The following is a 24,226-nucleotide window of genomic DNA, read 5'->3' on the forward strand; positions in this document are numbered from 1 at the left end:
TGCCTGAGAAGGCTCTCGGGTACACCATGGAAGTCACGGATCGTTCGCGACCGTGCTAACCCGGTCCGACTCCTCCCCCCCCGAGTCGGCCGTGGGGACGACCCCCGCTCTCCCCCCGGCGGGGGTCGTCGCATGTCCGGACGCATTTTCGGCGGCCGGACGCCGACCCGCTCCAGCCCTTGCCTGTGGGCCGTCGGCACCCTCGACGCAAGCATTCCCTTACACACCGTAGTCGGCGTGCTGCTCCGGGGAGAGTCCCGTGAGTCCCAGAAGTAGCCGTTCGTCGCTGGAATAGGTGACGGGGATATACACAGCCCTGGAGTTGTCCACAATTTCGGCTCAAGATCCACAAGATTTTCCCGATCGCTGCATCGTAAAAGTCGCGAGTTCGCGGATGTGCGAGTTGCGTAGCGACAGGGGGACGGAACGTGGCCGAAACCACGCCATCGAATGGATCGGTCCGGACCGGCGGAGAGCGGGGCGGACCATTGATCATCACCGAGGACGAAAGGCTCCTCGACGATCTTCTGCGGCTGTGTGCCGCGGCCGGTGCGCTGCCCGAAGTGGCACATGGCCTCCCGGCCCGCAGAGCGGACTGGGAAGCGCCGCCCCTGGTGATCGTCGGCGGTGACTGCGCGCCCCGGATGCTCGGCTGCGCACGGCGCGCGGGAGTCATCCTCACGGGCGGCGATGCGGACGACCCGGATCTCTGGCGCCAAGCCGTCGCCCTCGGGGCCGAGCGCGTCCTCGCTCTCCCCGACGGCGAGCGCTGGCTGGCCGACCGGATCGCCGACGCGGTCGAAGGCGTCGGGCCCCCGGCCCTGACGGTCGGAGTCATCGGCGGCTGCGGCGGCGCCGGAGCCAGCACCCTGGCCGGCGCGCTGGCCGTCACCGCGGCCCGGACGGGGCGGCGCACCCTGCTCGTTGACGGAGACCCCCTGGGCGGCGGACTGGACGTCCTGCTCGGCGGGGAGAAGGAGAAGGGCCTGCGCTGGCCCGCCTTCGCCGAATCGCGCGGCCGGGTGGCCTGCGGCGCACTGGCGGAGTCGCTGCCGCGGCTGCATGCCTTGCGGGTCCTCAGCTGGGACCGGGGAGGCGAGGTCACCATCCCGCCCCCGGCCATGCGCGCGGTCATGGCCGCGGCCCGGCGGCGTGGCGGCGTCGTGGTGGTGGACCTGCCGCGCAGGGTCGACGAGGCGGCCGCGGAAGCCCTCGGGCAGGTGGACATGGCCCTGCTGCTCATCCCTACGGAACTGCGCGCGGTAGCGGCGGCCCAACGGGTGGTGTCGGGGGTGCAGAAGGTCCTCGGCGATCTGCGGGTGGTGGCGCGCGGGACTCCCGGACGCCATGGGCACGGACTGCCGCCGGACGAGATCGCCCGCCTCATGGAGCTGCCACTCGCCGGTGAAGTGGCCTGGGAGGCAAGCCTGGTGGCGGATCTGGCGCGTGGCGTGCCACCGGGGGCGCAGGTGCGCGGACCGCTGGCGCGATTCTGCGCGGGGTTCTGGGGGCGCGTGACGGAGAGCGGCAGCGAAGGCGGCGGGGCGGGAGCCGCCGGGCCGCCGGGGGTCCGGCCCGGCAGCGGTCCGGGGCCGGAGCCGGAGCCGGGCGGTGGCCAGGTGGCCGGGGCGGGGTCGAGGCCCGGTGCGGTGTCGTGGCCGGTGGCCGAGCCCATGGGGTCCCGTGCAGCCGGCCGGGACGGGGAATGGTCATGAGCCAGGGCCAGGACTTGCTGGAGGTGGTGCGCAGACGGCTCGCCGAGGCCGGGGCGGAGCCCACGCCCGCCCGGGTGGCGGTGGCGCTGCGCGAGCAGGGGCGGCTCCTCGGGGATGCCGAAGTGCTGGGCGTGGTGGCCGCGTTGCGGTCCGAAATGGTGGGCAGCGGGCCGCTGGAACCCCTGCTGGCCGCGCCCGATGTCACGGACGTCCTGGTCACCGCGCCGGACGAGGTATGGGTGGACCGCGGCAGTGGGCTGGAGCGTACCGGCGTGCGTTTCCGGGACGCGGCAGAGGTGCGCAGGCTCGCCCAGAGACTGGCGGCGGTTGCCGGGCGGCGGCTGGACGATGCCCGGCCATGGGTGGACGCCCGGCTGCCGGACGGCACCCGGCTGCATGCGGTGCTGCCCCCGGTGGCGGTCGGCGGGACCTGTCTGTCGTTACGGGTGCTGCGGCCGCGGGCCTTCTCCCTTGCGGAACTGGTGGCGGCCGGCACGGTTCCGCCGGGCGGCGACCGGCTGCTCGCGGCTGTGCTGGCGGCCCGGCTGTCTTTTCTCATCAGCGGCGGTACGGGATCGGGAAAGACCACATTGCTCAGCACGCTGCTCGGGCTGGTCGGCCCGGCCGAGCGGATCGTCCTGGCCGAGGACTCGGCGGAGCTGCGGCCGGACCACCCCCATGTGGTGCGGCTGGAGAGCCGGCCGGCCAACCAGGAAGGCATCGGGCGGGTGACGCTGCGCGACCTCGTACGGCAGGCACTGCGGATGCGTCCGGACCGGCTGGTGGTGGGGGAGGTGCGCGGTGCCGAGGTCACGGACCTGCTGGCGGCGCTCAATACGGGCCACGAGGGTGGCTGCGGCACGGTCCATGCCAATGCGGCATGCGACGTCCCCGCGCGCCTGGAGGCCCTTGGTTCGGCGGCGGGCCTGGACCGCGCCGCGCTGCACAGCCAGCTGGCCGCCGCACTCTCCGTCGTCCTGCATCTGGTGCGCGATCGGACCGGCCGCCGCCGGATCGCCGAACTCCATGTCCTGGAGCGGGGCCGCGACGGATTCGTGGTGACCGTGCCGGCTGCCGTCTGGGGCCCCGACGGCTTCCAGGAGGCGCGGGGCTGGGAGCGGTTGCTGCGGCTGTGTGAGCGGAGCGAGGGCGGAGCCCGATGAGCGTGGTCGGTATGACGCCGGTGGCCGCGGTGCTCTGGGTGGTGGGGGCGGGCCGGCTGGTCAGCAGCCGTCGGGGCGACGTACGGCAACGGGCCCGGGCGCTGTTCGGGGGCGTCGGAGAGGCGGATCCGGAAGTGGGGTGGCGGGCCTGGCTGCGGGGTGAGGGGGTGCGGAAGTGGTGCGCGGGGCGGTTGGTCGAGGGGGAAGCGGGGCGGCGCTGGAGCTTCGGTCGCTGGGGGGACTGCGGGCGGGAAATCTGGTGTCTGCCGGCGGGGCTGGTGCCGGCGGTGACGGGCAGATCGGTCCTCCCGGTGCTCGCATCCGTGGTCGCCTTCTTCCTTGTCCGCCGCTGGCTGACCGCCCGCGGAGCGGCGCATGCACGGGGAGGGCGCTCTGCCGCGGTGATCGGGCTGTGTGCGGCGGTGGCGGGCGAGCTGCGGGCCGGACGGCAGCCCGCCCAGGCCCTGCTGGCTGCGGGCGCCCCGGGACTCGGTGCGGCCGGCTCGGCGGTGATGGCGGCCGCGCGGTACGGCGGGGACGTGCCCCGGGAGCTACGGGCGGCGGCCCGGTTGCCGGGGGCCGGGGGACTGGCCGGGATGGCCGCGTGCTGGCAGGTGGCGGTGGAGGGCGGCGCAGGATTGGCCTCGGGTCTGGAGCGGATCGCGGCAGGACTCAGAGCCCAGAGGGATCAACGCGACGATCTGCGCGCGCAGTTGGCGGGCCCGCGGGCCACCGCGCTGATGCTCGCACTGCTGCCGGCGGGCGGGCTCCTGATGGGCAGCGCACTCGGCGCCGACCCGCTGCGGGTGCTGCTGCACACCCCGGCCGGGTGGGGCTGCCTGGCGGTCGGCGGGCTCCTGGAGTGGTGCGGAGTGGCCTGGACGGCCCGGATCGTCGCTGCTGCGGAAGACGCGTAGGGAGGGGATCGGAGTGAGCGCGGAAGTTGTCCACAGGGTGGGGATGGCGGTTGCCGTGATGGCGGTGGTGCTGTGCGCCGTGGCCCTGGTGCGGGAGGCGCGCCGTGGGCGTGCCGTACGGAAGCGGGTCTCGGAGATGTGGGGCGCCGGGCCCGGCCGGTACGGCGAGCCCGGCACCCCGCACAAGCAGTTCGCCCGGCTCCGGCTCCGGAGCCGAACGTCGAGCATGGAGGACGGCACCCCGCGAAACGGCCTGCTGAAGGAGTGGGCCGGGCCTCTCGGAGCGGCCGCATTCATGGTCATTCTCATCGGTGGCGTCACGGGCGTCCTGGCGGGACTCGCCGTGGGATACGGGGCGCATCGCAGGCTGGCGCGGCAACGGAACACGGACGCGGCCCGGTCGGCGGATGCGGAGGTACGGGCGGAGCTGGCACCGGCCGGCGACCTGCTGGCCGCCTGCCTCGCGGCGGGAGCCGGGCCGCGGGAGTCGGCCGAGTCGGTGGGCAGGTCGCTCGACGGGCCGGTTGCCGAGCGGCTGCGCCAGGTGGCGGCGGAACTGCGCCTGGGCGGTGAACCCGCGGTCGTATGGCCTCGGCTGGCGGCTCTTCCCGGCGCCGAAGGGCTGGCGCGCTGTATGGAGCGCGCCGGGATATCCGGGGTGCCGGCCGTCGAGTCGGCCTCCCGGGTCGCCGCCGAACTCCGTGCGGAGCAGGCCCGAGCGGCGACCGCACGGGCCCGGCGGGCCGGGGTGCTGGTCACTCTGCCCCTGTCGGCGTGCTTCCTGCCCGCGTTTTTGGCACTCGGAGTCGTGCCGGTGCTGATCGGGCTGGCCGGCGGCCTCCTGGGGCGTAACTGAGCGGCAGGAGAGACGAGTTCGAGACCCGGCGGGAAGAGCGGGAAGAGCGCACCTCCGAGGTCGCACATCAGAAGCCACGTATCAAAGGCCATTCATGCAGAGGCCGTGCAAAGGGGGATGGAATGTTTCGGTGTGGAAGTTTTCGACGGTGGTGGGCGGAGCTGCGTGCGCTCGGGGCCGACGACCGGGGGATGACCACGGCGGAGTACGCCGTGGGGACGCTTGCGGCGTGCGCCCTGGCGGCGGTGCTCTACAAGGTGGTGACGAGCGGGCCGGTGAAGGCGCTGCTCCAGTCGGTGCTGGAGCGGGCGATCAATGTCCAGTTCTGACAGCCGGTATCCGTGCCTCCGGGCCCCGTGCCCCAGGGCCTCGTGCCACCGAGGCCCGGGTCCCACGGCCGGGGGCGTCCCGCGGGGCCCTCGTGACGCCGGGTTTGTGACGGCGGAGACCGCCGTGGTCCTGCCCGTACTGGTGGCGGTGGTGGCCGCGCTCATCTGGGGGCTGATGGCGGTCTGCGCCCGTATCGAGTGCGTGGATGCCGCGCGGGCCGGGGCACGGGCCGCTGCGCGGTCGGAACCGCGGGCGGCGGTGCTCTCGTCGGCGCGGGGCGCGGCTCCGAGGGGCGCGCGGGTCGCGCTGGCACGGGAGGGCGATCTGGTGCGGGTACGGGTCGAGGCCGAGCTGCCCGGCGTGGGTCAACTCACCGTGAAGGTCGGCGGGGAGGCGGTGGCTCTTGCGGAGGAGACGGTGCGGCGATGAGGGCTCGGCGACGGTCTGGACGGTCTTCGCGGTGGCGGCGCTCTGCGCGGTCTTCGTGGCCCTGATCGGAGTGGGCCAGGCGGTCACGGCGCGGCACCGCGCGGGCGGTGCCGCGGACCTGGCGGCGCTGGCCGCCGCGGATCACGCCCGGCAGGGGCCCGCCGAGGCCTGCGCCGCGGCCCACCGGGTGGCAGCCGCGCAGCACACCCGCCTGGTGCGCTGTGCGCTGGCCGGGTCGGTCGCCGACGTCTGTGCCGAGGCGGGCCGCAGCCCGTTCACCTCCCGGGTGCGGGCCCGGGCCGGCCCGCCGGGGCACAGCGACCCGGCGCGGGCCCGAGCCGGAGCCGCTGCCCGCGCCCGCCCCCTAGGCCTGCTCCGGCACGCCCCGCAACAGCTCGCCCAGCAATCGGATGGCTCCCCGCTTGTGGAGCGGGTCGTTGCCGTTGCCGCACTTCGGGGACTGGATGCAGGAAGGGCAGCCGGCCTCGCATTCGCAGGCGGCGATGGCGTCACGGGTGGCGGTGAGCCAGTCGGCGGCCGTGTGGAAGGCGCGCTCGGCGAATCCGGCGCCGCCGGGATGGCCGTCGTAGACGAAAACGGTCGGCAGCAGGGTGTCCGGGTGAAGCGGCACGGAGACGCCGCCGATGTCCCAGCGGTCACAGGTCGCGAAGAGCGGCAGCATGCCGATGGAGGCGTGTTCCGCGGCGTGCAGCGCGCCGCCCAGCTGCTCGGGATTGACGCGGGCGGCGTCGAGCTGGTCCTCGGTGACCGTCCACCACACCGCACGGGTGCGCAGCGTACGGGGCGGCAGATCGAGCTTGGTCTCGCCCAGGACCTCGCCGGTGATCAGTTTGCGGCGCAGGAAGGAGACGACCTGATTGGTGACCTCCACGGATCCGAAGCACAGCCGGCCGTCCCCCCACGGGATCTCGGTGTCGGTCTCGAGGACGGCGATGGCGGTGGTGTCGCGGGCGGTCGTGGAATAGGGCGGGTGGGCCTCTTCGACGAGCGCCACGCTGTCGGCCAGGTCGAGGTGCCGGACGACATAGGTACGGCCCTGGTGAAGGTGGACCGCGCCGTCGTGGACGGCGGTGTGCGCGGCGGCGGCGTCCACGGTGCCCAGCAGCCGTCCGGTGCCCTCCTCCACGACCTGCACCGGCGAGCCGCCCTGGCCGCGGATGTCGGTGAGGTCGGCGGCCCGCTCGCGGCGCGTCCAGTGCCAGGCCCTGGCTCGCCGGCGCAGCAGGTTCGCGGCCTCCAGCTGCGGCATCAGTCCGGCGGCCGCGGGCCCGAAGAGCGCGAAATCGGCTTCGGTGAGCGGGAGTTCGGACGCGGCCGCGCACAGATGCGGGGCGAGCACGTACGGGTTGTCGGGGTCGAGGACGGTGGACTCCACGGGCTGGTCGAACAGCGCCTCGGGGTGGTGCACGAGGTAGGTGTCCAGCGGGTCGTCGCGGGCCACGAGCACGGCGAGGGCGCCCTGCCCGGAGCGGCCCGCCCGGCCCGCCTGCTGCCACAGCGACGCCCGGGTGCCCGGATAGCCGGCGATGACCACGGCATCCAGCCCGGAGACGTCCACGCCCAGTTCGAGCGCGGTGGTGGCGGCCAGACCGAGGAGATCGCCGCTGTGCAGCGCGCGTTCCAGGGCACGGCGCTCCTCGGGCAGATACCCGCCCCGGTACGCGGCGACCCGCCCGGGCAGCGAGCGGTCCACCTCCGCGAGCCGTTCCTGGGCGATCAGGGCGATCAGCTCGGCGCCGCGCCGGGAGCGGACGAAGGCGACGGTGCGTACGCCCTGGACGGCGAGGTCGGTGAGCAGGTCCGCGGTCTCGGCCGTGGCGGTCCGGCGGACCGGGGCGCCCTGCTCGCCATGGAGTTCGGTGAGCGGCGGCTCCCACAGCGCGAAGACCAACTCGCCGCGCGGCGAGGTGTCCTCGGTGATTTCCACCACGGGGAGGCCCGTGAGCCGGGTCGCGGCCTCGGCCGGCTTCGCGGCCGTGGCGGAGGCGAGCAGGAAGACCGGCTCGGAGCCGTACCGCGCGCAGACGCGGCGCAGCCGGCGGATGACCTGCGCGACATGCGAGCCGAAGACGCCGCGGTAGCTGTGGCATTCATCGATGACGACATAGCGCAGCGCGCGCAGGAAGGAGGACCAGCGGGGGTGGGCCGGCAGGATGCCGCGGTGCAGCATGTCGGGGTTGGTCAGGACGTAGTTGCCGTACTGGCGGACCCATTCGCGCTCCTCGACGGGGGTGTCGCCGTCGTAGACCGCGGGCCGCACGGCCGTCCCCAGGGGAGCGGCCAGCTCGCGCACGGCACGCCGCTGATCGGCCGCCAGTGCCTTCGTGGGGGCCAGATACAGGGCCGTGGCGCCCCTTCCGTTCGGCGCCTCGGAGCCGTCCAGGAGCGTGGAGAGGACCGGCGCCAGATACGCCAGGGACTTCCCCGAGGCGGTGCCGGTGGCGACGACGACCGATTCGCCGCGCAGTGCGTGTTCGGATGTCCGTGCCTGGTGGGCCCAGGGACGATCGATTCCGGCCGAACGGATGGCATCGATCACTTCCGGCCGGATCTGTTCCGGCCAGTCGGCATGGCTGCCGATGCGCGGGGGCAAGTGCTCCGTATGAGTGATGCGCGCAGCGCGGGTCGCGCCCCGGGCGAGACGTTCGAGAATCATGCCTGGGGAAGGGCGCGCGCCCGCATCCGGCGGGACTGGATTGGAGGCCATCGGCACCGAGTGTGTCACCGGAGTGACGGACAATGCCTAAAGGGCGTCGTGCACGCCTGCCGGTAAGTGATTGAATGCCATCGCGGCTGCCAGATCCGCCCCTACCTTCGGTGGGGAGGCCCCAGGGGGGCGACCGCTCGATAGCAAGGTGCTGGAGGATCCGTGGACCTGTCCCTGTCGACCCGGACCGTTGGCGACCGTACGGTCGTCGAGGTCGGTGGCGAGATTGATGTATACACCGCGCCCAAGCTGCGGGAGCAGCTGGTCGAGCTTGTGAACGACGGAAGCTACCACCTCGTGGTGGACATGGAACGTGTCGACTTCCTCGACTCCACTGGGCTCGGCGTGCTGGTCGGCGGACTCAAGCGGGTGCGTGCCCATGAGGGCTCGCTGCGCCTGGTCTGCAACCAGGAGCGCATTCTCAAAATCTTCCGAATCACCGGACTGACCAAGGTGTTTCCCATTCACACCTCGGTCGACGAAGCCGTCGCAGCCACTGACTGACGGTTTTGCCGGTCCCCCGCGCCACCGGGCGCGGGGGGAGGAAGCAGTGGGGGGTTCCGGACACGGTGTCCGGCCCCCTACGTCGCACGCCCGCAAAACGAGGGGGATGGCATGGCCACCGTCGAACTTCGCTTCAGCGCCCTTCCCGAGCACGTCCGCACCGCGCGTCTGGTCGCGGCTGCCGTGGCACGGCGCGCCGGGGTGGACGAGGCCGTGCTGGACGAGGTGCGGCTAGCCGTCGGTGAGGCCTGCAGCCGAGCCGTGGGGCTGCACGAGAGCCATGACATCGCGGAGCCCGTGCGCGTCCTGCTGATCGAGGACGAGAAGAAGTTCTCGATCGAGGTCGGCGACGGCGTCTCCGGCGTCTCCGGCGACTCCGGTACGGCCGGGGCGCGTGGCGGCGGCGAGGCCGAGGGCGCCGCGGAGAGCGACGCCGAGGGCGAGGACGAAATGGGCCTCGCGGTGATCAGCGGGCTCGTCGACGACGTCGAGGTGACCGCCGGCAAGGACGGCGGGCTGATCCGCATGACCTGGCCCACCACGACGGCCGTGGTGGTGCCGTAGCGACTGGGCCCAGCCCGGCGAATGCCCTGACCCCGGACTCAGTCCGTAGCCGGTGGGGGTACCCATCGTTGCTGCCTGCTGCCTGCTGCCTGCTGCCTGCTGCCTGCTGCCTGCTGCCTGTGCTCGCCCTGTCGCTTGGTGTGCGCCCCTGCTGCCCCGCGCACCCCCTGCCGCCCGCGCCTTCTCTGCCGGCCCTCCGTGGTCGGTCGTGCGCTGACCGGGCGTGCCTGAGCGGGGCTCCGCGCCCCCTCGTCCGGCAGCCCCTCGCTCCAGCCCGTCGCTCCGGACTCCGGCCCCTTCCCGTGGCCCCTCAGCGGCCTCTCACCGCGGCCTCTCGATGCGGCCTCTCGATGCGTCCTCGTGCGTTGCGATCCGGACTCGATCTGACGTGGCCTCACCGGGCGCCGGGATGCGTCCCGCGCGCCGCGGGTCACCCGTTCGGCCGAAGCCGGGCGGATCAATTCTCCCCGGGGTCACGCCGGCCTCCGTCGTCCCGGGTTCCGGGGTGGCGTCCGTGAGCAGCGGCGATCAGTTTGCCCCCCATGGACGATCAATACGACAGAGAGATCATCGGGCGGCGGTCAGTGAATTTGCGCCTTTCCTTCGTCCGGGCGAATTCCGTGTGGCGGCAGCCTTTTGATCTTCGCTGCTATCGGCGAATTCCCTTTGACGCGTACTGTTTTGATCAACCGCGGCTCCCTACAATCCGTCCACATCTTGCTCAGGACGCCTGAGCGTGCTTCCGCGCGCCCATGTGCCAAACGTCAAGGAGGACGAATGGCGGGGCCTTACACCCCTCAGTTGCTTGACACCCCCACTTTTCTGGCCGGACCGTCGCTCACGGCGGGTAACCGCGGCATCGTGCTGGTGATCGCCGTGGTCGCCCTGGCGGCGCTGGCTGTCGCGGCGGTGCTGGTCCGCCAAGTGCTCGCGGCCGGTGAGGGAACCGACAGTATGAAGAAGATCGCGGCGGCCGTGCAGGAAGGCGCAAATGCCTACCTGGCACGGCAGTTGCGGACGCTCGGCGTATTTGCCGTCGTGGTGTTCTTCCTGCTCATGCTGCTGCCCGCGGACAATTGGACGCAGCGCGCCGGACGCAGCGCCTTCTTCTTGATCGGCGCCGGATTCTCGGCGGCCACCGGCTATATCGGGATGTGGCTCGCCGTGCGCAGCAATGTGCGCGTCGCCGCGGCCGCACGGGAAGCCACTCCGGCCGAGGGCGATACCGAGAAAAAGGATCTTACGGCGGTCTCCCACAAGGCGATGAAGATCGCATTCCGTACCGGGGGCGTCGTCGGCATGTTCACCGTGGGGCTGGGCCTGCTCGGCGCGTCCTGCGTGGTGCTCGTGTACGCGGTCGACGCGCCCAAGGTGCTGGAGGGCTTCGGTCTCGGCGCCGCGCTGATCGCGATGTTCATGAGGGTCGGCGGCGGCATCTTCACCAAGGCCGCGGACGTCGGCGCCGACCTCGTCGGCAAGGTCGAGCAGGGCATCCCCGAGGACGACCCGCGCAACGCCGCGACCATCGCGGACAACGTGGGCGACAACGTCGGTGACTGCGCCGGTATGGCCGCCGACCTCTTCGAGTCGTACGCGGTGACCCTGGTCGCCGCCCTCATCCTGGGGATGGCCGCCTTCGGTGACGCCGGGCTGGCCTTCCCGCTGCTGGTCCCGGCCATCGGGGTGCTCACCGCGATGATCGGCATCTTCGTCGTCGCGCCCCGGCGCAGCGACCGCAGCGGTATGACGGCGATCAACCGCGGCTTCTTCATCTCCGCGGGCATCTCGCTGGTGCTGGTGGCCGTCGCGGTGTTCACCTACCTGCCGTCCAGCTATCAGGACCTGACCGGTGTCACCGACCCCGAGGTGCTGGGCCGCAGCGGCGATCCGCGGATGCTGGCGCTGGTGGCGGTCGCCATCGGCATCGTGCTGGCCGCGCTGATCCAGCAGTTGACCGGCTACTTCACCGAGACCAGCCGGCGGCCCGTCAGGGACATCGGAAAGACCTCACTGACCGGCCCGGCCACCGTCATCCTCTCCGGTATCTCGATCGGCCTGGAGTCGGCGGTCTACTCGGCGGTGCTGATCGGCCTGGCCGTCTACGGGGCGTACCTGCTGGGCGGCGCCTCCATCATCCTGGCGCTGTTCGCGGTGGCGCTGGCCGGCACCGGTCTGCTGACCACCGTCGGCGTGATCGTGGCGATGGACACCTTCGGACCGGTCTCCGACAACGCGCAGGGCATCGCCGAGATGTCCGGCGATGTCACCGGTGACGGCGCGCAGGTGCTGACCGACCTGGACGCGGTCGGCAACACCACCAAGGCCATCACCAAGGGCATCGCCATCGCGACCGCCGTACTGGCCGCGGCCGCGCTCTTCGGCTCGTACCGGGACGCGATCGCCACCGCTGTACGGGACATCGGCAACGCCGCCGGCGGGATGGGGCTCAGTCTGGACATCTCGCAGCCCAACAACCTGGTCGGGCTGATCCTCGGCGCCTCGGTTGTCTTCCTGTTCTCCGGGCTGGCGATCAACGCGGTGTCGCGGTCGGCGGGAGCGGTGGTCTTCGAGGTGCGGCGGCAGTTCCGCGAGCGCCCCGGCATCATGGACTACACCGAGCAGCCCGAGTACGGGCGGGTCGTTGACATCTGCACCAAGGACGCGCTGCGTGAGCTGGCCACCCCCGGGCTGCTGGCCGTGCTCACCCCGATCGCGGTCGGCTTCTCGCTCGGCGTCGGCGCGCTCGGCTCGTTCCTGGCGGGTGCGATCGGCACCGGCACGCTGATGGCGGTCTTCCTCGCCAACTCCGGTGGCGCATGGGACAACGCCAAGAAGCTCGTCGAGGACGGCCACCACGGCGGCAAGGGCAGTGAGGCGCATGCCGCGACGGTCATCGGCGACACCGTGGGTGACCCGTTCAAGGACACCGCGGGCCCGGCGATCAACCCGCTGCTGAAGGTCATGAACCTGGTGGCGCTGCTGATCGCGCCCGCTGTGGTGAAGTTCTCATACGGCCAGGACAAGAGCATCGGCGTTCGCCTCGTCGTCTCCGTACTGGCGATCGCCGTCATCGTCGGTGCGGTGTACGTCTCCAAGCGGCGCGGAATCGCCGTGGGTGACGAAGACAACTCCGAAGACCCGGAAAGCATCGCCAAGTCGGCCGAGACGGCGGTGGCGTCCTAGCCGGAAGGCACCTCCGGAAGGGCCCGCTGACCGCTCAACTGGGCGGGTGGACGGCGTATTTTGCAGACGCCGTCCACCCGCCTTACGCGTGCTCGGGTGGCCCTGCGGTCCTTGGTGCAAATGGCTGCAATGAGGGCAGGGCGGGATGCCCGACCGGTGGCCAAGGCCGTTTGGACGTGTATGTTCCGGGGCCGAGAGCCATGGAAGGGACCAATCCGGTGAACAAGAAGCTTGTGGCTGCACTGTCCGGCGGTGCGGCACTGGTGCTCGCGCTGACCGGCTGCAGCGACGACAGCAACAAGAAGCTCAATGACTGGGCGAAGAGTTTCTGCGACCCCGCGCAGGCTCAGTTCAAGAAGATCCAGGACGCCAACGGCGCCATGCAGACGGCCGACAACGGCAGCACCGACTCCAAGAAGGTCCAGCAGACGGACTCGGCGGCCTTCCAGAAGATTTCCCAGGCCTACGCCTCGCTGGCCACGTCTCTGGAGAAGGCCGGGCCGCCGCCCACCGACCAGGGCAAGCAGGCACAGCAGAACGCCGTCAAGGAGCTGAACTCGCTCTCCAAGGGCTATGCGGACCTCCAGAAGCAGGTCAACAAGCTCGACACCTCGGACAAGCTGAAGTTCGCGGACGGGCTGCGCGAACTCTCCAGCGGCATCAACAAGCTGAACAAGCAGAGCGAGGCGGCCTTCAAGAACCTGGAGTCCGGCGAGGTCGGCACGGCGATGGCCGCCCAGAAGGGCTGCCAGAACCCGGCCGCGTCCGGCTCCCCGGCACCCACGCAGTCCAAGAAGTCCTAGAAGTCCTGGGAGCAGCGCGGAGCCTGCGGCGAACGTCCACCGCAGCGGCTCCGTACGGCCCGGCGACGCGCCCGAGAAGGGTGTGGCGCCGGGCCGTCGCCGATTGTCAGCGGCAGGGCCGACAATGGTGGATGTGAGTACGCACCTCCCCACCGCCGATGTCCAGGACCCCGAGAGCACCGCCCGCACCGCCCGGCTGCGCGAGGCGTTGCTGGCCGCCTCCTTCACCGCCGACGGGCTGCTGGATCTGCTCGGCGGGCCGGCCTATGCCGCGCTGGCGCGCAGCGAGACCGTCCCCGCCCTGCGGGCGACGCGCGGCGACAGCCCGTTGGAGACCCTGGTGCGGCTGTTCCTGCTGCAGCGGCCGGTGGAGCCGCGGCGGGCGCGGGCCGCGCTGCCGGTCGCGGACTGCCTCGCCGACGGCTGGCTGGTGCAGGACGGCGACGAGCTGCGCGCCAGTGTGGACGTGCGTCCCTATGGCGGCCCCGAAGGGCAGGACTGGTGGATCGTCTCCGACCTGGGCTGTGCGGTCGGTGGCGCCGGCGGCATCCGGGGTGCCGGGGAAGCGGACCGCTCAGAGCTGGTGCTCGGTGTCGGCGGTGCCTCCACGACCCTCGCGGGGATCACGGTGCGCAGGCCGGTCGCCAAGGCCCTCGATCTCGGCACGGGCTCCGGCATCCAGGCACTGCACGCCGCTCAGCACGCCACCCGCGTCACGGGCACCGACCTCAACCCCCGGGCGCTGCGGATCGCCGCGCTGACCCTGGCGCTCTCCGGGGCGGGGCCGGCGGATCTGCGGGAGGGCTCGCTGTTCGAGCCCGTGGGTGACGAGACGTACGACCTGATCGTTTCCAACCCGCCGTTCGTGATCTCGCCGGGCGCCCGGCTCACTTACCGCGACGGCGGCATGGGCGGCGACGACCTGTGCCGGACGCTCGTCCAGCAGTCCGCCGCGCATCTCAACGACGGCGGGTACTGCCAGCTGCTGGCCAATTGGCAGCATGTGGCGGGCGAGGAGTGGCACGACCGGCTGCGCTCCTGGGTGCCGGCCGGCTGCGACGCCTGGATCGTGCAGCGCGAGGTGCAGGACATCACCCAGTACGCCGAACTGTGGCTGCGTGACGCGGGCGACCACCGGGCCGGGGACGAGGCGTACGCCGCGCGGTACGACGCCTGGCTCGACGAGTTCGAGGCACGCAAGACCAAGGCCATCGGCTTCGGCTGGATCACGCTGCGCAAGTCCGGGTCGGATTCCCCGTCCATCACGGTCGAGGAATGGCCGCATCCGGTGGAACAGCCGCTGGGGGAGTCGGTCGTACGCCACTTCGACCGCCAGGACTACCTGCGGGCCACGGACGATGCGGCGCTGCTCGCCGGCCACTTCCGGCTCGCCGACGAGGTGGTGCAGGAGCAGGTGGGGCTGCCCGGGGCGGAGGACCCCGAGCACGTGGTGCTGCGTCAGAACCGCGGTATGCGGCGGGCGACGAAGGTGGACACGGTCGGCGCGGGCTTCGCCGGGGTGTGTGACGGCTCCCTCCCGGCCGGGCGGATTCTGGACGCCATTGCCCAACTCGTCGGCGAAGACCCGGTTCTGCTGCGGGACCGTACGCCGGCCTCGATCCGGATGCTGGTCGAGCAGGGGTTCCTGGAGCCGGTGGCCGCGGGCGGCTGACAGGGGAGAGCGACGGGGGAATCGGAGAGGAAGGGGGATGCGGGGGAGCGGGGCGGGAGAGGCACACGGCGAGCGGGAGCAGTTCATCCGGCGTTCGCCGGGATGCCGTCCTGGAGTGCCAGGCTGCCCGCATGGAGAGTGGACCCGAGGTGTTCGCCGGAGCGGCGTTCGCACTGTTCGGCGCCGGACTGCTGGTGTGGACGGGCGTCTGCGCACGCACCGGTGCCCCGGTCGCCGAGGGCGTCAGCCGGCCGTTCGCCGCGGTGACGGCGCTGCTGTTCGGGGTGGCGTTCCTGGCCACGGGCTGCTGGTTGCTGGCCGCGTTGTAGCCGTGGGGTGCCGGGGCCTGTTGTCCCTGCGTCGTCCCGCCGCCAGGAGATGGCGCCCCGCCAACTGCCGTTGCGTGGGGCTACGGTCACTTCACGCCAGTTCTGTGACGGATGGCCGATGTGTGGTGGTACACGGGAACTTTTCCGGGCCGTTGGCCATGTTCCTCAGTGAAGGTCAGCAACGACCGGCACGCTCACGACCCTTCAGTGAGGAACCAAAATGAACCGTGCACTCCGCTACGCCGCCGTCGGCACCATCGCCGTTTCCCTGCTCGCCGGCGGCTCGGCCGCGGCCTTCGCCGCGCCGCAGGACCTCCACTCGCCCACGCCGGTCGTGGCCACCGCCCCGGCCGCGGCCGCACTGACGGCCAAGGCCAGCGTCTCCACCGTCAACGCCTGGCAGGAGTTCCGGATCTCCGGCACCGCCAAGGGCATCAAGGCCGGCACCAAGGTCACCGTCCAGCAGAAGCAGGGCACGAAGTGGGTCTCGCTGCCCGCACAGACGCCGGTGAACGCCGGCGGCACGTACTCGGTACGGGTCAAGCTCGGCATCAAGGGCGTCAACCAGCTCCGTATGGCAGCCGGCAGCACCGTCTCCCCGGTGGTCCAGGTCACCGTCCGCTGACACCGGTTGGCCCGCTGACGCCGGGCGTCCCCTAACCGACAAGGTTGCGGGCGATCATCCACACCGCGGCAATGCCGAGCACCACGGCGTTGCCGCGGGCCTGGAAGCGTGGCCGGTAGACCCGCCCGCCGATCCCGGCGACCAGCCAGCGCCCGACGGCGTACGCCACGGCCGGGCCGGCCAGTGTGAGCAGCAGCGCGTTGTCGTGGAACGCCCGCACGACATCGCCGTGCATCAGGTCGTACGCCATCCGTGTCCCGCCGCACAGCGGGCACAGCAGCCCGGTGGCCCATTTGAACGGGCAGGGGAGCAGCAGCTGCCCCGGCTGGTGCGGATCGGTGTGCCAGAGATAGACGGCGGCCGCCGCCCCGGCGCCGAGGGCGATCGACGCCTGGCGGACGGTGCGCGCCCGGACCGATTTCGCGCTGGGTCCCGAGGGCTCGGCAGGACCCCACGGCGTGTCGGGGCTCACACGCTCAGCGACCTGGCGTAGTTGACCTGGTTGAGGACGAACATCACCTGCTCGCGGGACTGCACCGGGATCATCGTGGAGTGGTGCCGGCCTCCGCTGTTCACCGTGACCTGCACGAAGCCGGTGGTCACCCGCTCCTTCATCAGCAGGAAGAGCAGGCCGAGCAGGCAGAAGAAGAAGAAAACGATGGCGAGCACGACCGCGTGCGTCGGCATCTTCTCCTCCGTGCGCGACATATCGGTCGCCGTCCAGACCGCGCCCCTGAGCGGCATCGGCCCGGCCGGCGTCATGATCGTGTCGCCGGTCACCGCGATGTCGCCGAGCGACAGCACCATCCCGCCGGGCTGGGTCCCGGCCTGGAACCCGCCGGGGCCGCCCGGGAACCCCCCGGGCGCCGGCTGCGGTGGAGTGCCGGGCGGGAATCCGGGCGCGGGCGGCGCCGGGACGTCGCTCGGGTAGCCGTACCCGGGCTGGGCCTGGGGCTGCGCAGCTGGCTGCGGCGGCGAGCCGGCCTGCGGATAGCCGTATCCGGGCTCCCCGGGGCGGCCGCCCTGCGGGTTGCCGTAACCGGTGTCGGCGGGCTGAGGGCCGTCCGGCTTGGCGTAAGGGTTCTGGCCGGACTGACCGGACTGACCGGACTGGCCGGCCTGACCGGGCGGCTGGTCCGGCGGCGGTCCGGGGTACTGGTTCGCCATGGGTGAGGTCCCCCCGAGGGTGCGTGATGACGGCAGTACGCGGCTCGAACGGCGAGCCGTGCCGTTTCCATCCTGCCAGCCCGCTTACGTGCTGTATCAAGGCAATGACGACAACCGGCGCCGCCCTGTGACAGTCGTCGGTCCTGCGGACGGTGCGGCGTGCGCCTGCGGGCGGGTGGCGGACGGCCGGGATTCGTCACTGTGTGACATCACCGAGGGTGCCGGAGCCGCGCCGCACGGGGAACGTCCGAGGTGGGCGCCGGGGAGCCGTACGGGGCCACCGTGATCCACAAGGCGCGCCCCGGGCCCGTAGTGAGCGCCCGAAGCGGTCCGGGCGGCATGAAGGCATGTAGTCGGGTTACCGTTCGAGTGGCGTTGCGGGGTTTTTCCGTTTGACACGGGGCCGGGAGGTACCGTCACACTCCGCAGCGTCAAGCGTCACCGCATAGCGCCCCCGGCGTCCGGCCGGGGGGCATTCCAGCGTCGACCGGAGAGAAGAGCGAAGTTGTCCCCGACCAGCGAGACCACAGACGGCGGCGGCCGCCGACTCGTCATCGTCGAGTCGCCTGCCAAGGCGAAGACGATCAAGGGCTACCTCGGCCCTGGCTACGTGGTCGAGGCGAGCGTCGGACACATCCGCGACCTGCCCAACGGCGCCGCAGAGGTCCCGGCGAAGTACAAGGGCGAGCCCTGGGCCCGCCTCGGCGTGAATGTCGACGCCGACTTCCAGCCGATCTACGTCGTCAACAGTGACAAGAAGGACCAGGTCAAGAAGCTCAAGGAGCTGCTGGCCGAATCCGACGAGCTCTACCTCGCCACAGATGAGGACCGCGAGGGCGAGGCCATCGCCTGGCACCTCCAAGAGATCCTGAAGCCCAAGGTCCCCGTCCACCGGATGGTCTTCCACGAGATCACCAAGGACGCGATCCGTGAGGCCGTCGCCAATCCGCGCGACCTGAACCAGAAGCTGGTCGACGCCCAGGAGACCCGCCGGATCCTCGACCGCCTCTACGGCTACGAGGTCTCGCCGGTCCTGTGGAAGAAGGTCATGCCCCGGCTGTCGGCCGGCCGGGTGCAGTCCGTCGCGACCCGGCTCGTCGTCGAGCGGGAGCGCGAGCGCATCGCCTTCCGCTCCGCCGAGTACTGGGACCTCACCGGCACCTTCGCCACCGGCCGGGCCGGATGGGGGTCCCCCCGGGCGAGCGAAGCCGAGGCTGGGGGAGCCGGTGACCCGTCGGTGCTGACCGCCCGCCTGAGCACCGTCGACGGCCGCCGTATTGCCCAGGGCCGTGACTTCGGTCCCAACGGGCAGCTCAAGAACGACGTCCTCCATCTGGACGAGGCGAACGCCCGCGCGCTCGCCACCGCCCTGGAGAACACCGACTTCGCGGTGCGCTCGGTCGAGTCCAAGCCCTACCGCCGCTCGCCGTACGCCCCGTTCCGGACGACCACCCTCCAGCAGGAGGCCAGCCGCAAGCTCGGCTTCGGCGCCAAGGCGACGATGCAGGTGGCGCAGAAGCTGTACGAGAACGGCTTCATCACCTATATGCGTACGGACTCCACCACGCTCTCGGACACCGCGGTCGCCGCGGCCCGGGCGCAGGTGACGCACCTGTACGGCGCGAACTACCTGCCGGACACGCCGCGCACCTACGCCGGCAAGGTCAAGAACGCCCAGGAGGCGCACGAGGCGATCCGCCCCTCCGGCGACCGCTTCCGCACCCCGGCCGAGACCGGTCTGACCGGCGACCAGTTCAAGCTCTACGAGCTCATCTGGAAGCGGACCGTCGCTTCCCAGATGAAGGACGCGACCGGTAACTCCGTCACCGTCAAGATCGGTGGCCGGGCCGCCGACGGCCGGGACGCCGAGTTCAGCGCGTCCGGCAAGACCATCACCTTCCACGGCTTCCTCAAGGCCTATGTGGAAGGCGCCGACGACCCCAACGCCGAGCTCGACGACCGCGAGCGCCGGCTGCCGCAGGTCGCCGAGGGCGATGCGCTCGCCGCGCAGGAGATCACCGCCGACGGGCACGCCACCAAGCCGCCCGCCCGCTACACCGAGGCCACGCTGGTCAAGGAGCTGGAAGAGCGCGAGATCGGCCGCCCCTCGACGTACGCCTCGATCATCGGCACCATCCTCGACCGCGGCTATGTCTTCAAGAAGGGCACCGCGCTCGTCCCGTCCTTCCTCTCCTTCGCGGTGGTCAACCTCCTGGAGAAGCACTTCGGCCGGCTGGTCGACTACGGCTTCACCGCCAAGATGGAGGACGACCTCGACCGCATCGCCCGTGGTGAGGCGCAGTCCGTGCCGTGGCTGCGGCGCTTCTACTTCGGCGAGGGCGATGCCGCGGGAGCCGCCTCGGACGCCGGGAACGGCGACGGCGACCACCTCGGCGGTCTGAAGGAGCTGGTCGAGGACCTGGGCGCCATCGACGCCCGGGAGATCTCGTCCTTCCCCGTCAGCGACGACATCAAGCTGCGGGTCGGCCGCTACGGCCCGTACGTCGAGCGCGGGGAGAAGGACGCCGAGGGACATCAGCGCGCCGATGTCCCCGACGACCTGGCGCCCGACGAGCTGACCGTGGAGTACGCGGAGGAGCTGCTCGCCAAGCCGAGCGGCGACTTCGAGCTCGGCATGGACCCGGAGTCCGGCCGCCAGATCGTCGCCAAGGACGGCCGCTACGGCCCGTACGTCACCGAGATCCTGCCCGAGGGCACCCCGAAGACCGGCAAGAACGCGGTCAAGCCGCGCACCGCCTCGCTCTTCAAGTCGATGTCCCTGGACACCGTGACCCTGGCGGACGCGCTCAAGCTGATGTCGCTGCCGCGCGTCGTCGGCAAGGACCCCGAGGGCGTGGAGATCACCGCGCAGAACGGCCGCTACGGCCCGTATCTGAAGAAGGGCACCGACTCGCGCTCCCTGGAGAGCGAGGAACAGCTCTTCACGATCACGACCGACGAGGCGCTGGCGATCTACGCACAGCCCAAGCAGCGCGGGCGGGCCGCCGCCAAGCCGCCGCTGAAGGAGCTGGGCACGGACCCGGTGAGCGGCAAGCCGGTGGTGGTCAAGGACGGCCGCTTCGGTGCGTATGTCACCGATGGCGAGACCAACGCGACGCTGCGGCGGGACGACGACGTCGAGACGGTCACCGCCGAGCGGGGCTACGAGCTGCTGGCGGAGAAGCGCGCCAAGGGGCCGGCGAAGAAGACCGCGAAGAAGGCGGCCAAGAAGGCGCCGGCCAAGAAGACGGCCGCGAAGAAGACGGCCGCCAAGAAGACCACGGCGAAGAAGACCACCGCGGCGAAGACCGCCACGGCGAAGAAGACGACCGCCAAGAAGGCCACCGCCAAGACGGCGGCGGCGAAGAAGACGGCGGCGGCGCCGGCGGAGGACTGAGGCCCGCGCCACTTCCGGCCGCGCCGGTAAAGCGGAGGGCCGCGGGCGCGCCGCTTCCGGCACGGCCGCGCCGGTAAAAGCGCAGGACATGGGCGGGTACAACGGATGCGTTCCGTTGTGCCCGCCCATTTGTTCGGGTGGGCGCTCGGCGGCGTGCCCCGTCCCGCTAGGCTGGCGGGATGACGCGTGCCGAGCAGCCAACGGTCGTGACCCCCACATCAGGCGCCCTAGCGGCGGATTCCCGCGAGCGCGCCGTGCGAGCCCTGCTCCGCTTCCCCCCACTGAAGCGATTGTGGAGCGCCCAGTTTGTCGGGGGCATCGGCGATGCCCTGTCCATGCTTGTCCTCGTACTCCTCGCCCTGCAGGCGGCGTTGTACGTCCCGTTGGGCGGCGAGCCCGTCTTCGGCGGCGGCTATCGGGGAGCAGCCCTTGCGGTCACCGTGGTCTTCGCGGCCCGGATGCTGGCGATGCTGCTCTTCGGGGCCGTCCTGCTGGGCCCGCTGTCGGCGATGACCTCACCCGCCGCGCGCGCGGGGGGAACCTCGTCCGGCGGGCCGCTGGACCGGCGCTGGACCATGATCGGCGCGGATGTGCTGCGGCTCGCGCTGCTGGTCATCGCACCCCTCTGGATCGACTGGACGCCGGACGACGCACTGGCCTGGCTGCTGGTCACGGTCTTCGTCACCGGTGTCGCCGAACGCTTCTGGACCGTCGCGCGCGAGAGCGCCGCACCCGGGCTGCTGCCCGCACCGCCCCCCGAGGGCTCCGCCGTACGCCCCCTCCCCGACAACATGGACGCCCTGCGCCGCCTCTCGCTGCGCACCGGCTTCGTCTCGCTGCCGATCGCGGCGGCCGTCCTGGTGGTCGTCACGCTCATCAGCAAGCTGCTGGGCACCGGCATCGACTGGTTCCACCTTCACCAGGCCGCGCTCGGCTCGTATGTGGCCGCCGGTCTGTTCGCCGCCTCCGTATCGATCCTCTACTTCATCGAGCTCCCCGGAGTGCCGACGCCGCGGCCGCGCTCCCCTCTGGAGGGGCTGCGCCGCCCGAAGGCGACGGGGACGAAGGCCGGAGCGACGGGCGAGGGCGACAAGCCGGAGAACGGCGCGGCCCGCGCGGGCGCCGACAAGGGCCGTACGGGCGCGCTCCCGCTGCTGGTGGCGTCCTGCGCCGCGGTGGCCGGGGCGATCGCCGCGGCCGTCTCGCTCGCCGTCCTGCACGGCTACGACCTGGCCGGCGGCCCGGCCACCTTCGCGCTGCTGGTGCTCGCGCTGACCGGCGGTACGGCCGTCGGCATCCGTGCCGCCCACCGGGTGCTGCCCGCCCTTTCCCGGCGCCGGCTGCTCGCTCTTGCGGTGGCCGCCACCGGCCTGGGGCTGCTGGCCATGGGGCTGGTCCCGGACCCGACGACGGTGCTGGTGCTCGCGCTGCTGTCCGGCGTCAGCGCCGGTATCGCCGCCAATACGGGCCATGTGCTGCTGGAGCAGGAGACCGAGGAATCCCGTGCCGCCCGTACGACCGAGCATCTGCACGCCGTCGTACGGCTGACGGTTGCGCTGGCCGCCATCCTCGCGCCGCTGCTCGCGGCGATCATCGGCCCGCATCAGCTCGGCGACGGCACCTTCAACTTCGCCTACGGCGGCGCCGCCTACACCCTGATGCTGGCCGGCGCGCTGCTGCTGCCGGTCGCCGCCCTGGTGCTCGGCAAGGTCGACGACCGGCAGGGCGTACCGCTGCGGCGTGATCTGCGCGAGGCGCTGCGCGGCGGCGACCCGGCCCAGGCGCCCGCCCCCACCGGCTTCTTCCTCGCCCTCGAAGGCGGCGACGGGGCCGGCAAGTCCACCCAGGTCGAGGCGCTTGCGGAGTGGATCCGCCACAAGGGCCACGAGGTCGTGGTGACCCGTGAGCCGGGCGCCACCGCCATCGGCAAGCGACTGCGCTCGATCATTCTCGACGTCTCGACCTCCGGGCTCTCGGACCGTGCGGAGGCGCTGATGTTCGCCGCCGACCGGGCCGAGCACGTCGACAGCGTCATCCGCCCCGCCCTGGAGCGCGGCGCGATCGTCATCACCGACCGGTACATCGACTCCTCGGTCGCCTACCAGGGCGCCGGACGCAACCTCGCGCCCACGGAGATCGCCCGGATCTCGCGCTGGGCCACCGACGGCCTCGTCCCTCATCTGACGGTCCTGCTCGACATCTCCCCGGAGACCGCACGGGAACGCTTCACCGAGGCACCGGACCGGCTGGAGTCCGAGCCCGCCGAATTCCACCAGCGGGTGCGGGCCGGCTTCCTGACCCTGGCCGCCGCCGACCCCGCGCGCTATCTGGTCGTCGACGCCGGGCAGGAGCCCGAAGCCGTCACCACCGCCGTACGGCACCGCCTCGACCAGGTGCTCCCGCTGTCCGAGGCCGAGATCACGGCGCAGGCCGAGGCCCGTAAGGCGGCCGAGGAAGAGGCCCGCCGCAAGGCCGAGGAGGAGGCCGCGCGCAAGGCGGAGGAGGAGCGCCTGGAGCGCGAGCGCCAGGAGCAGCTTGCCAGGCTGCGCGCCGAGGAAGAGGAGCGCAAGCGCCGCGAGGCCGAGGAGGCCAGGGCGCGCGAGGAGGCCCGCCAGGCGGAAGAGGCCCGCAAGCGCGCTGAGGAGGCCCGCCAGGCCGCGGAGATGGAGCGGCAGCGGCGCGAGGCCGAGGAGCGGGCCCGCCAGGCCGAACAGGAGCGGCTGCGCAAGCAGCACGAGGAGGAGGCGCGGCTGCGCAAGGAGGCCGAGGAGCGCCGCCTGGAGAAGCAGCGCAAGGCCGAGGACGCTCTGCTGCGCGCCGAAAAGGCCCGGATCGCGGCGGCCGAGGCGGCGGCCGCGGCGGAGGCCAGGGCGACGGCTGAGGAGGCCGAGGCGGCCGAGGCGCCCACCGCGGAGACGTACGTCGCGGATCTGCGGAAGCGGCTGGGGCAGGATGCGGCTGACGACTCGGACTCTTCGGGTTCTGGTGCGTCCGGTTCCGGATCGGGTGCTTCCGTTCCGGACGGGGAGCGGACCGAGGAGTCGCTGCCGCAGCCCGGGAGGCCGCAGTCCGGGACGCAGCAGTCCGGGACGCCGCAGGCCGGCGCGGCGGACGAGACGGCGGTGCTGCCGTCGGTGCGCGACACGCGCGACGCCTGGAGCGGCCGTGGCGCCGGTTCGGACGCGGAGGAGACCGCCGTGCTGCCGCCCGTGCGGGGCGAAGGCGCGCGGGGCGAGGACGGCCGGGGCGACGCCCCTGCCGACCGCGTCCCGCCGTGGATGTTCCGCAAGGAGACGCCCCCCGCCGCGCACGGCGGTCACGGTGCGCACGGGGGCAGCGGTCCGGCCTCGGGACACTCCGCCGCCCCTGCCGAGTCGCACGTCGAGCGCACCCGCGAACTCCCGCAGATCGACCCGGCGACCGGCCACCCCGTGGAGCCCCCGCAACGCAGCCGCCCCCGCCCCGAATGGGCGGAGGAGACCCCGCTGGACGATCTGCCGACGCTCGCCGACGAACTGCTCGGCCCGCGCGGCGACGACGAGGCGGACGACGGTGTGGACGACAACGGCCGTCGCGGCGGCCGGGGACGGCGCGGCTGACCTCGCGCAGCCCGGAAGAAGCCCGGACGAACCGGCCGTGGCCGCAGCGCAACAGCTGCGGCCACGGCCGGTTCCGGCTTCCGGACGGGCTTGCTTCGGCCGCTGCGGTCCCCCTTCGGCCCCGCTCCGGTCCTCCTTCGGCCGACCGGCCCCGGCTTCCGGATTCGTTTGTCAGTGGGTTGCACCACAATGGGTCAGGTGTGGAGCACTGCGCGGTGTGCGGCCGGGCACCCACCCACCTCGCA

General features: G+C 72.1%; 18 protein-coding genes and 1 pseudogene. 16 read left to right on the top strand and 3 right to left on the bottom strand.

Annotated features, from left to right (window positions below; all coding sequences use genetic code 11):
- Positions 1-428 precede the first annotated feature (428 nt).
- The 7 genes and pseudogenes from ssd to CFW40_RS38715 all read left to right on the top strand — a co-directional run.
- Positions 429-1,715, top strand: coding sequence for a septum site-determining protein Ssd (gene ssd / locus CFW40_RS19585; protein ID WP_088799121.1), 1,287 nt, complete (start codon positions 429-431; stop codon positions 1,713-1,715).
- Complete coding sequence (locus CFW40_RS19590) at positions 1,712-2,878, top strand: TadA family conjugal transfer-associated ATPase (protein WP_088799122.1); 1,167 nt, start codon at positions 1,712-1,714, stop codon at positions 2,876-2,878. The genes ssd and CFW40_RS19590 overlap by 4 nt, the downstream gene beginning before the upstream one ends.
- On the top strand, positions 2,875-3,795 hold the full coding sequence (locus tag CFW40_RS19595) for a type II secretion system F family protein (RefSeq protein WP_256331380.1): 921 nt from the start codon (positions 2,875-2,877) through the stop codon (positions 3,793-3,795). Before CFW40_RS19590 ends, CFW40_RS19595 begins: the two co-directional genes overlap by 4 nt.
- A gap of 13 nt (positions 3,796-3,808) precedes the next feature.
- Positions 3,809-4,651: a type II secretion system F family protein gene (locus CFW40_RS37165; RefSeq protein WP_306427439.1), complete on the top strand. Its 843-nt coding sequence runs from the start codon at positions 3,809-3,811 to the stop codon at positions 4,649-4,651.
- Positions 4,652-4,773: 122 nt separating this feature from the next.
- Positions 4,774-4,980, top strand: coding sequence for a DUF4244 domain-containing protein (locus CFW40_RS19605; RefSeq protein WP_088799123.1), 207 nt, complete (start codon positions 4,774-4,776; stop codon positions 4,978-4,980).
- 106 nt (positions 4,981-5,086) lie between these two features.
- A complete protein-coding gene (locus CFW40_RS19610) occupies positions 5,087-5,410 on the top strand; it encodes a TadE family type IV pilus minor pilin (RefSeq protein WP_305523237.1) in 324 nt (107 codons plus the stop codon).
- Between the two features lie 55 nt (positions 5,411-5,465).
- Positions 5,466-5,657, top strand: a pseudogene (locus CFW40_RS38715) (Rv3654c family TadE-like protein); the annotation flags it as partial.
- A 117-nt stretch (positions 5,658-5,774) separates the two neighbouring features.
- Here the strand turns inward: CFW40_RS38715 and CFW40_RS36245 are convergent.
- The gene (locus CFW40_RS36245) at positions 5,775-8,138 is read right to left on the bottom strand and encodes a DEAD/DEAH box helicase (protein WP_256331379.1); all 2,364 of its coding nucleotides are present in this window, start codon (positions 8,136-8,138) and stop codon (positions 5,775-5,777) included.
- A 162-nt stretch (positions 8,139-8,300) separates the two neighbouring features.
- Between CFW40_RS36245 and bldG the strand changes: the two genes are divergently transcribed.
- The 7 genes from bldG (at position 8,301) to CFW40_RS19650 (ending at position 15,818) form a co-directional block, all read left to right on the top strand.
- The gene (gene bldG, locus CFW40_RS19620; RefSeq protein WP_004571875.1) at positions 8,301-8,642 is read left to right on the top strand and encodes an anti-sigma factor antagonist BldG; all 342 of its coding nucleotides are present in this window, start codon (positions 8,301-8,303) and stop codon (positions 8,640-8,642) included.
- A gap of 111 nt (positions 8,643-8,753) precedes the next feature.
- Positions 8,754-9,206, top strand: a complete 453-nt coding sequence (locus CFW40_RS19625; RefSeq protein WP_088799125.1) for an ATP-binding protein — start codon at positions 8,754-8,756, stop codon at positions 9,204-9,206.
- Positions 9,207-9,983: 777 nt separating this feature from the next.
- Positions 9,984-12,389 carry a sodium-translocating pyrophosphatase gene (locus CFW40_RS19630; protein WP_088799126.1) on the top strand — a complete coding sequence of 802 codons (2,406 nt, stop codon included), beginning with the start codon at positions 9,984-9,986 and terminating at the stop codon, positions 12,387-12,389.
- Positions 12,390-12,607: 218 nt separating this feature from the next.
- Entirely contained in the window at positions 12,608-13,192 is a 585-nt protein-coding gene (locus tag CFW40_RS19635) for a small secreted protein (RefSeq protein ID WP_088799127.1), read from the top strand.
- 124 nt (positions 13,193-13,316) lie between these two features.
- Positions 13,317-14,864 (top strand): methyltransferase, encoded by a 1,548-nt coding sequence (locus CFW40_RS19640; protein ID WP_371127281.1) that lies wholly within the window; start codon positions 13,317-13,319, stop codon positions 14,862-14,864.
- A gap of 131 nt (positions 14,865-14,995) precedes the next feature.
- Positions 14,996-15,193, top strand: a complete 198-nt coding sequence (locus tag CFW40_RS19645) for a hypothetical protein (RefSeq protein ID WP_088799129.1) — start codon at positions 14,996-14,998, stop codon at positions 15,191-15,193.
- A gap of 220 nt (positions 15,194-15,413) precedes the next feature.
- Positions 15,414-15,818 carry a hypothetical protein gene (locus CFW40_RS19650; protein ID WP_088799130.1) on the top strand — a complete coding sequence of 135 codons (405 nt, stop codon included), beginning with the start codon at positions 15,414-15,416 and terminating at the stop codon, positions 15,816-15,818.
- A 31-nt stretch (positions 15,819-15,849) separates the two neighbouring features.
- Here the strand turns inward: CFW40_RS19650 and CFW40_RS19655 are convergent, their stop codons facing one another.
- Both CFW40_RS19655 and CFW40_RS19660 read right to left on the bottom strand, forming a co-directional pair.
- Positions 15,850-16,290 carry a DUF2752 domain-containing protein gene (locus CFW40_RS19655; RefSeq protein WP_088799131.1) on the bottom strand — a complete coding sequence of 147 codons (441 nt, stop codon included), beginning with the start codon at positions 16,288-16,290 and terminating at the stop codon, positions 15,850-15,852.
- Positions 16,287-16,985 (bottom strand): hypothetical protein, encoded by a 699-nt coding sequence (locus tag CFW40_RS19660; RefSeq protein WP_088799132.1) that lies wholly within the window; start codon positions 16,983-16,985, stop codon positions 16,287-16,289. Before CFW40_RS19660 ends, CFW40_RS19655 begins: the two co-directional genes overlap by 4 nt.
- A gap of 505 nt (positions 16,986-17,490) precedes the next feature.
- Here CFW40_RS19660 and topA point away from each other — a divergent pair.
- Both topA and tmk read left to right on the top strand, forming a co-directional pair.
- Positions 17,491-20,382: a type I DNA topoisomerase gene (topA, locus tag CFW40_RS19665; protein ID WP_088799133.1), complete on the top strand. Its 2,892-nt coding sequence runs from the start codon at positions 17,491-17,493 to the stop codon at positions 20,380-20,382.
- A gap of 179 nt (positions 20,383-20,561) precedes the next feature.
- Complete coding sequence (tmk, locus tag CFW40_RS19670) at positions 20,562-23,981, top strand: dTMP kinase (protein ID WP_088799134.1); 3,420 nt, start codon at positions 20,562-20,564, stop codon at positions 23,979-23,981.
- Positions 23,982-24,226 lie beyond the last annotated feature (245 nt).

This window comes from Streptomyces sp. 2114.4 (assembly GCF_900187385.1).
Taxonomy (GTDB): domain Bacteria; phylum Actinomycetota; class Actinomycetes; order Streptomycetales; family Streptomycetaceae; genus Streptomyces; species Streptomyces mooreae.

Bases quoted from the DNA above. Each gene is read 5' to 3' on its own strand.
- CFW40_RS19590 (WP_088799122.1), top strand. From the start codon at position 1,712: ATGAGCCAGGGCCAGGACTTGCTGGAGGTGGTGCGCAGACGGCTCGCC.
- CFW40_RS19595 (WP_256331380.1), top strand. From the start codon at position 2,875: ATGAGCGTGGTCGGTATGACGCCGGTGGCCGCGGTGCTCTGGGTGGTG.
- CFW40_RS19605 (WP_088799123.1), top strand. From the start codon at position 4,774: ATGTTTCGGTGTGGAAGTTTTCGACGGTGGTGGGCGGAGCTGCGTGCG.
- CFW40_RS36245 (WP_256331379.1), bottom strand. From the start codon at position 8,138: ATGGCCTCCAATCCAGTCCCGCCGGATGCGGGCGCGCGCCCTTCCCCA.
- CFW40_RS19625 (WP_088799125.1), top strand. From the start codon at position 8,754: ATGGCCACCGTCGAACTTCGCTTCAGCGCCCTTCCCGAGCACGTCCGC.
- CFW40_RS19630 (WP_088799126.1), top strand. From the start codon at position 9,984: ATGGCGGGGCCTTACACCCCTCAGTTGCTTGACACCCCCACTTTTCTG.
- CFW40_RS19640 (WP_371127281.1), top strand. From the start codon at position 13,317: ATGGTGGATGTGAGTACGCACCTCCCCACCGCCGATGTCCAGGACCCC.
- CFW40_RS19645 (WP_088799129.1), top strand. From the start codon at position 14,996: ATGGAGAGTGGACCCGAGGTGTTCGCCGGAGCGGCGTTCGCACTGTTC.
- CFW40_RS19650 (WP_088799130.1), top strand. From the start codon at position 15,414: ATGAACCGTGCACTCCGCTACGCCGCCGTCGGCACCATCGCCGTTTCC.
- CFW40_RS19660 (WP_088799132.1), bottom strand. From the start codon at position 16,985: ATGGCGAACCAGTACCCCGGACCGCCGCCGGACCAGCCGCCCGGTCAG.
- tmk (WP_088799134.1), top strand. From the start codon at position 20,562: ATGACGCGTGCCGAGCAGCCAACGGTCGTGACCCCCACATCAGGCGCC.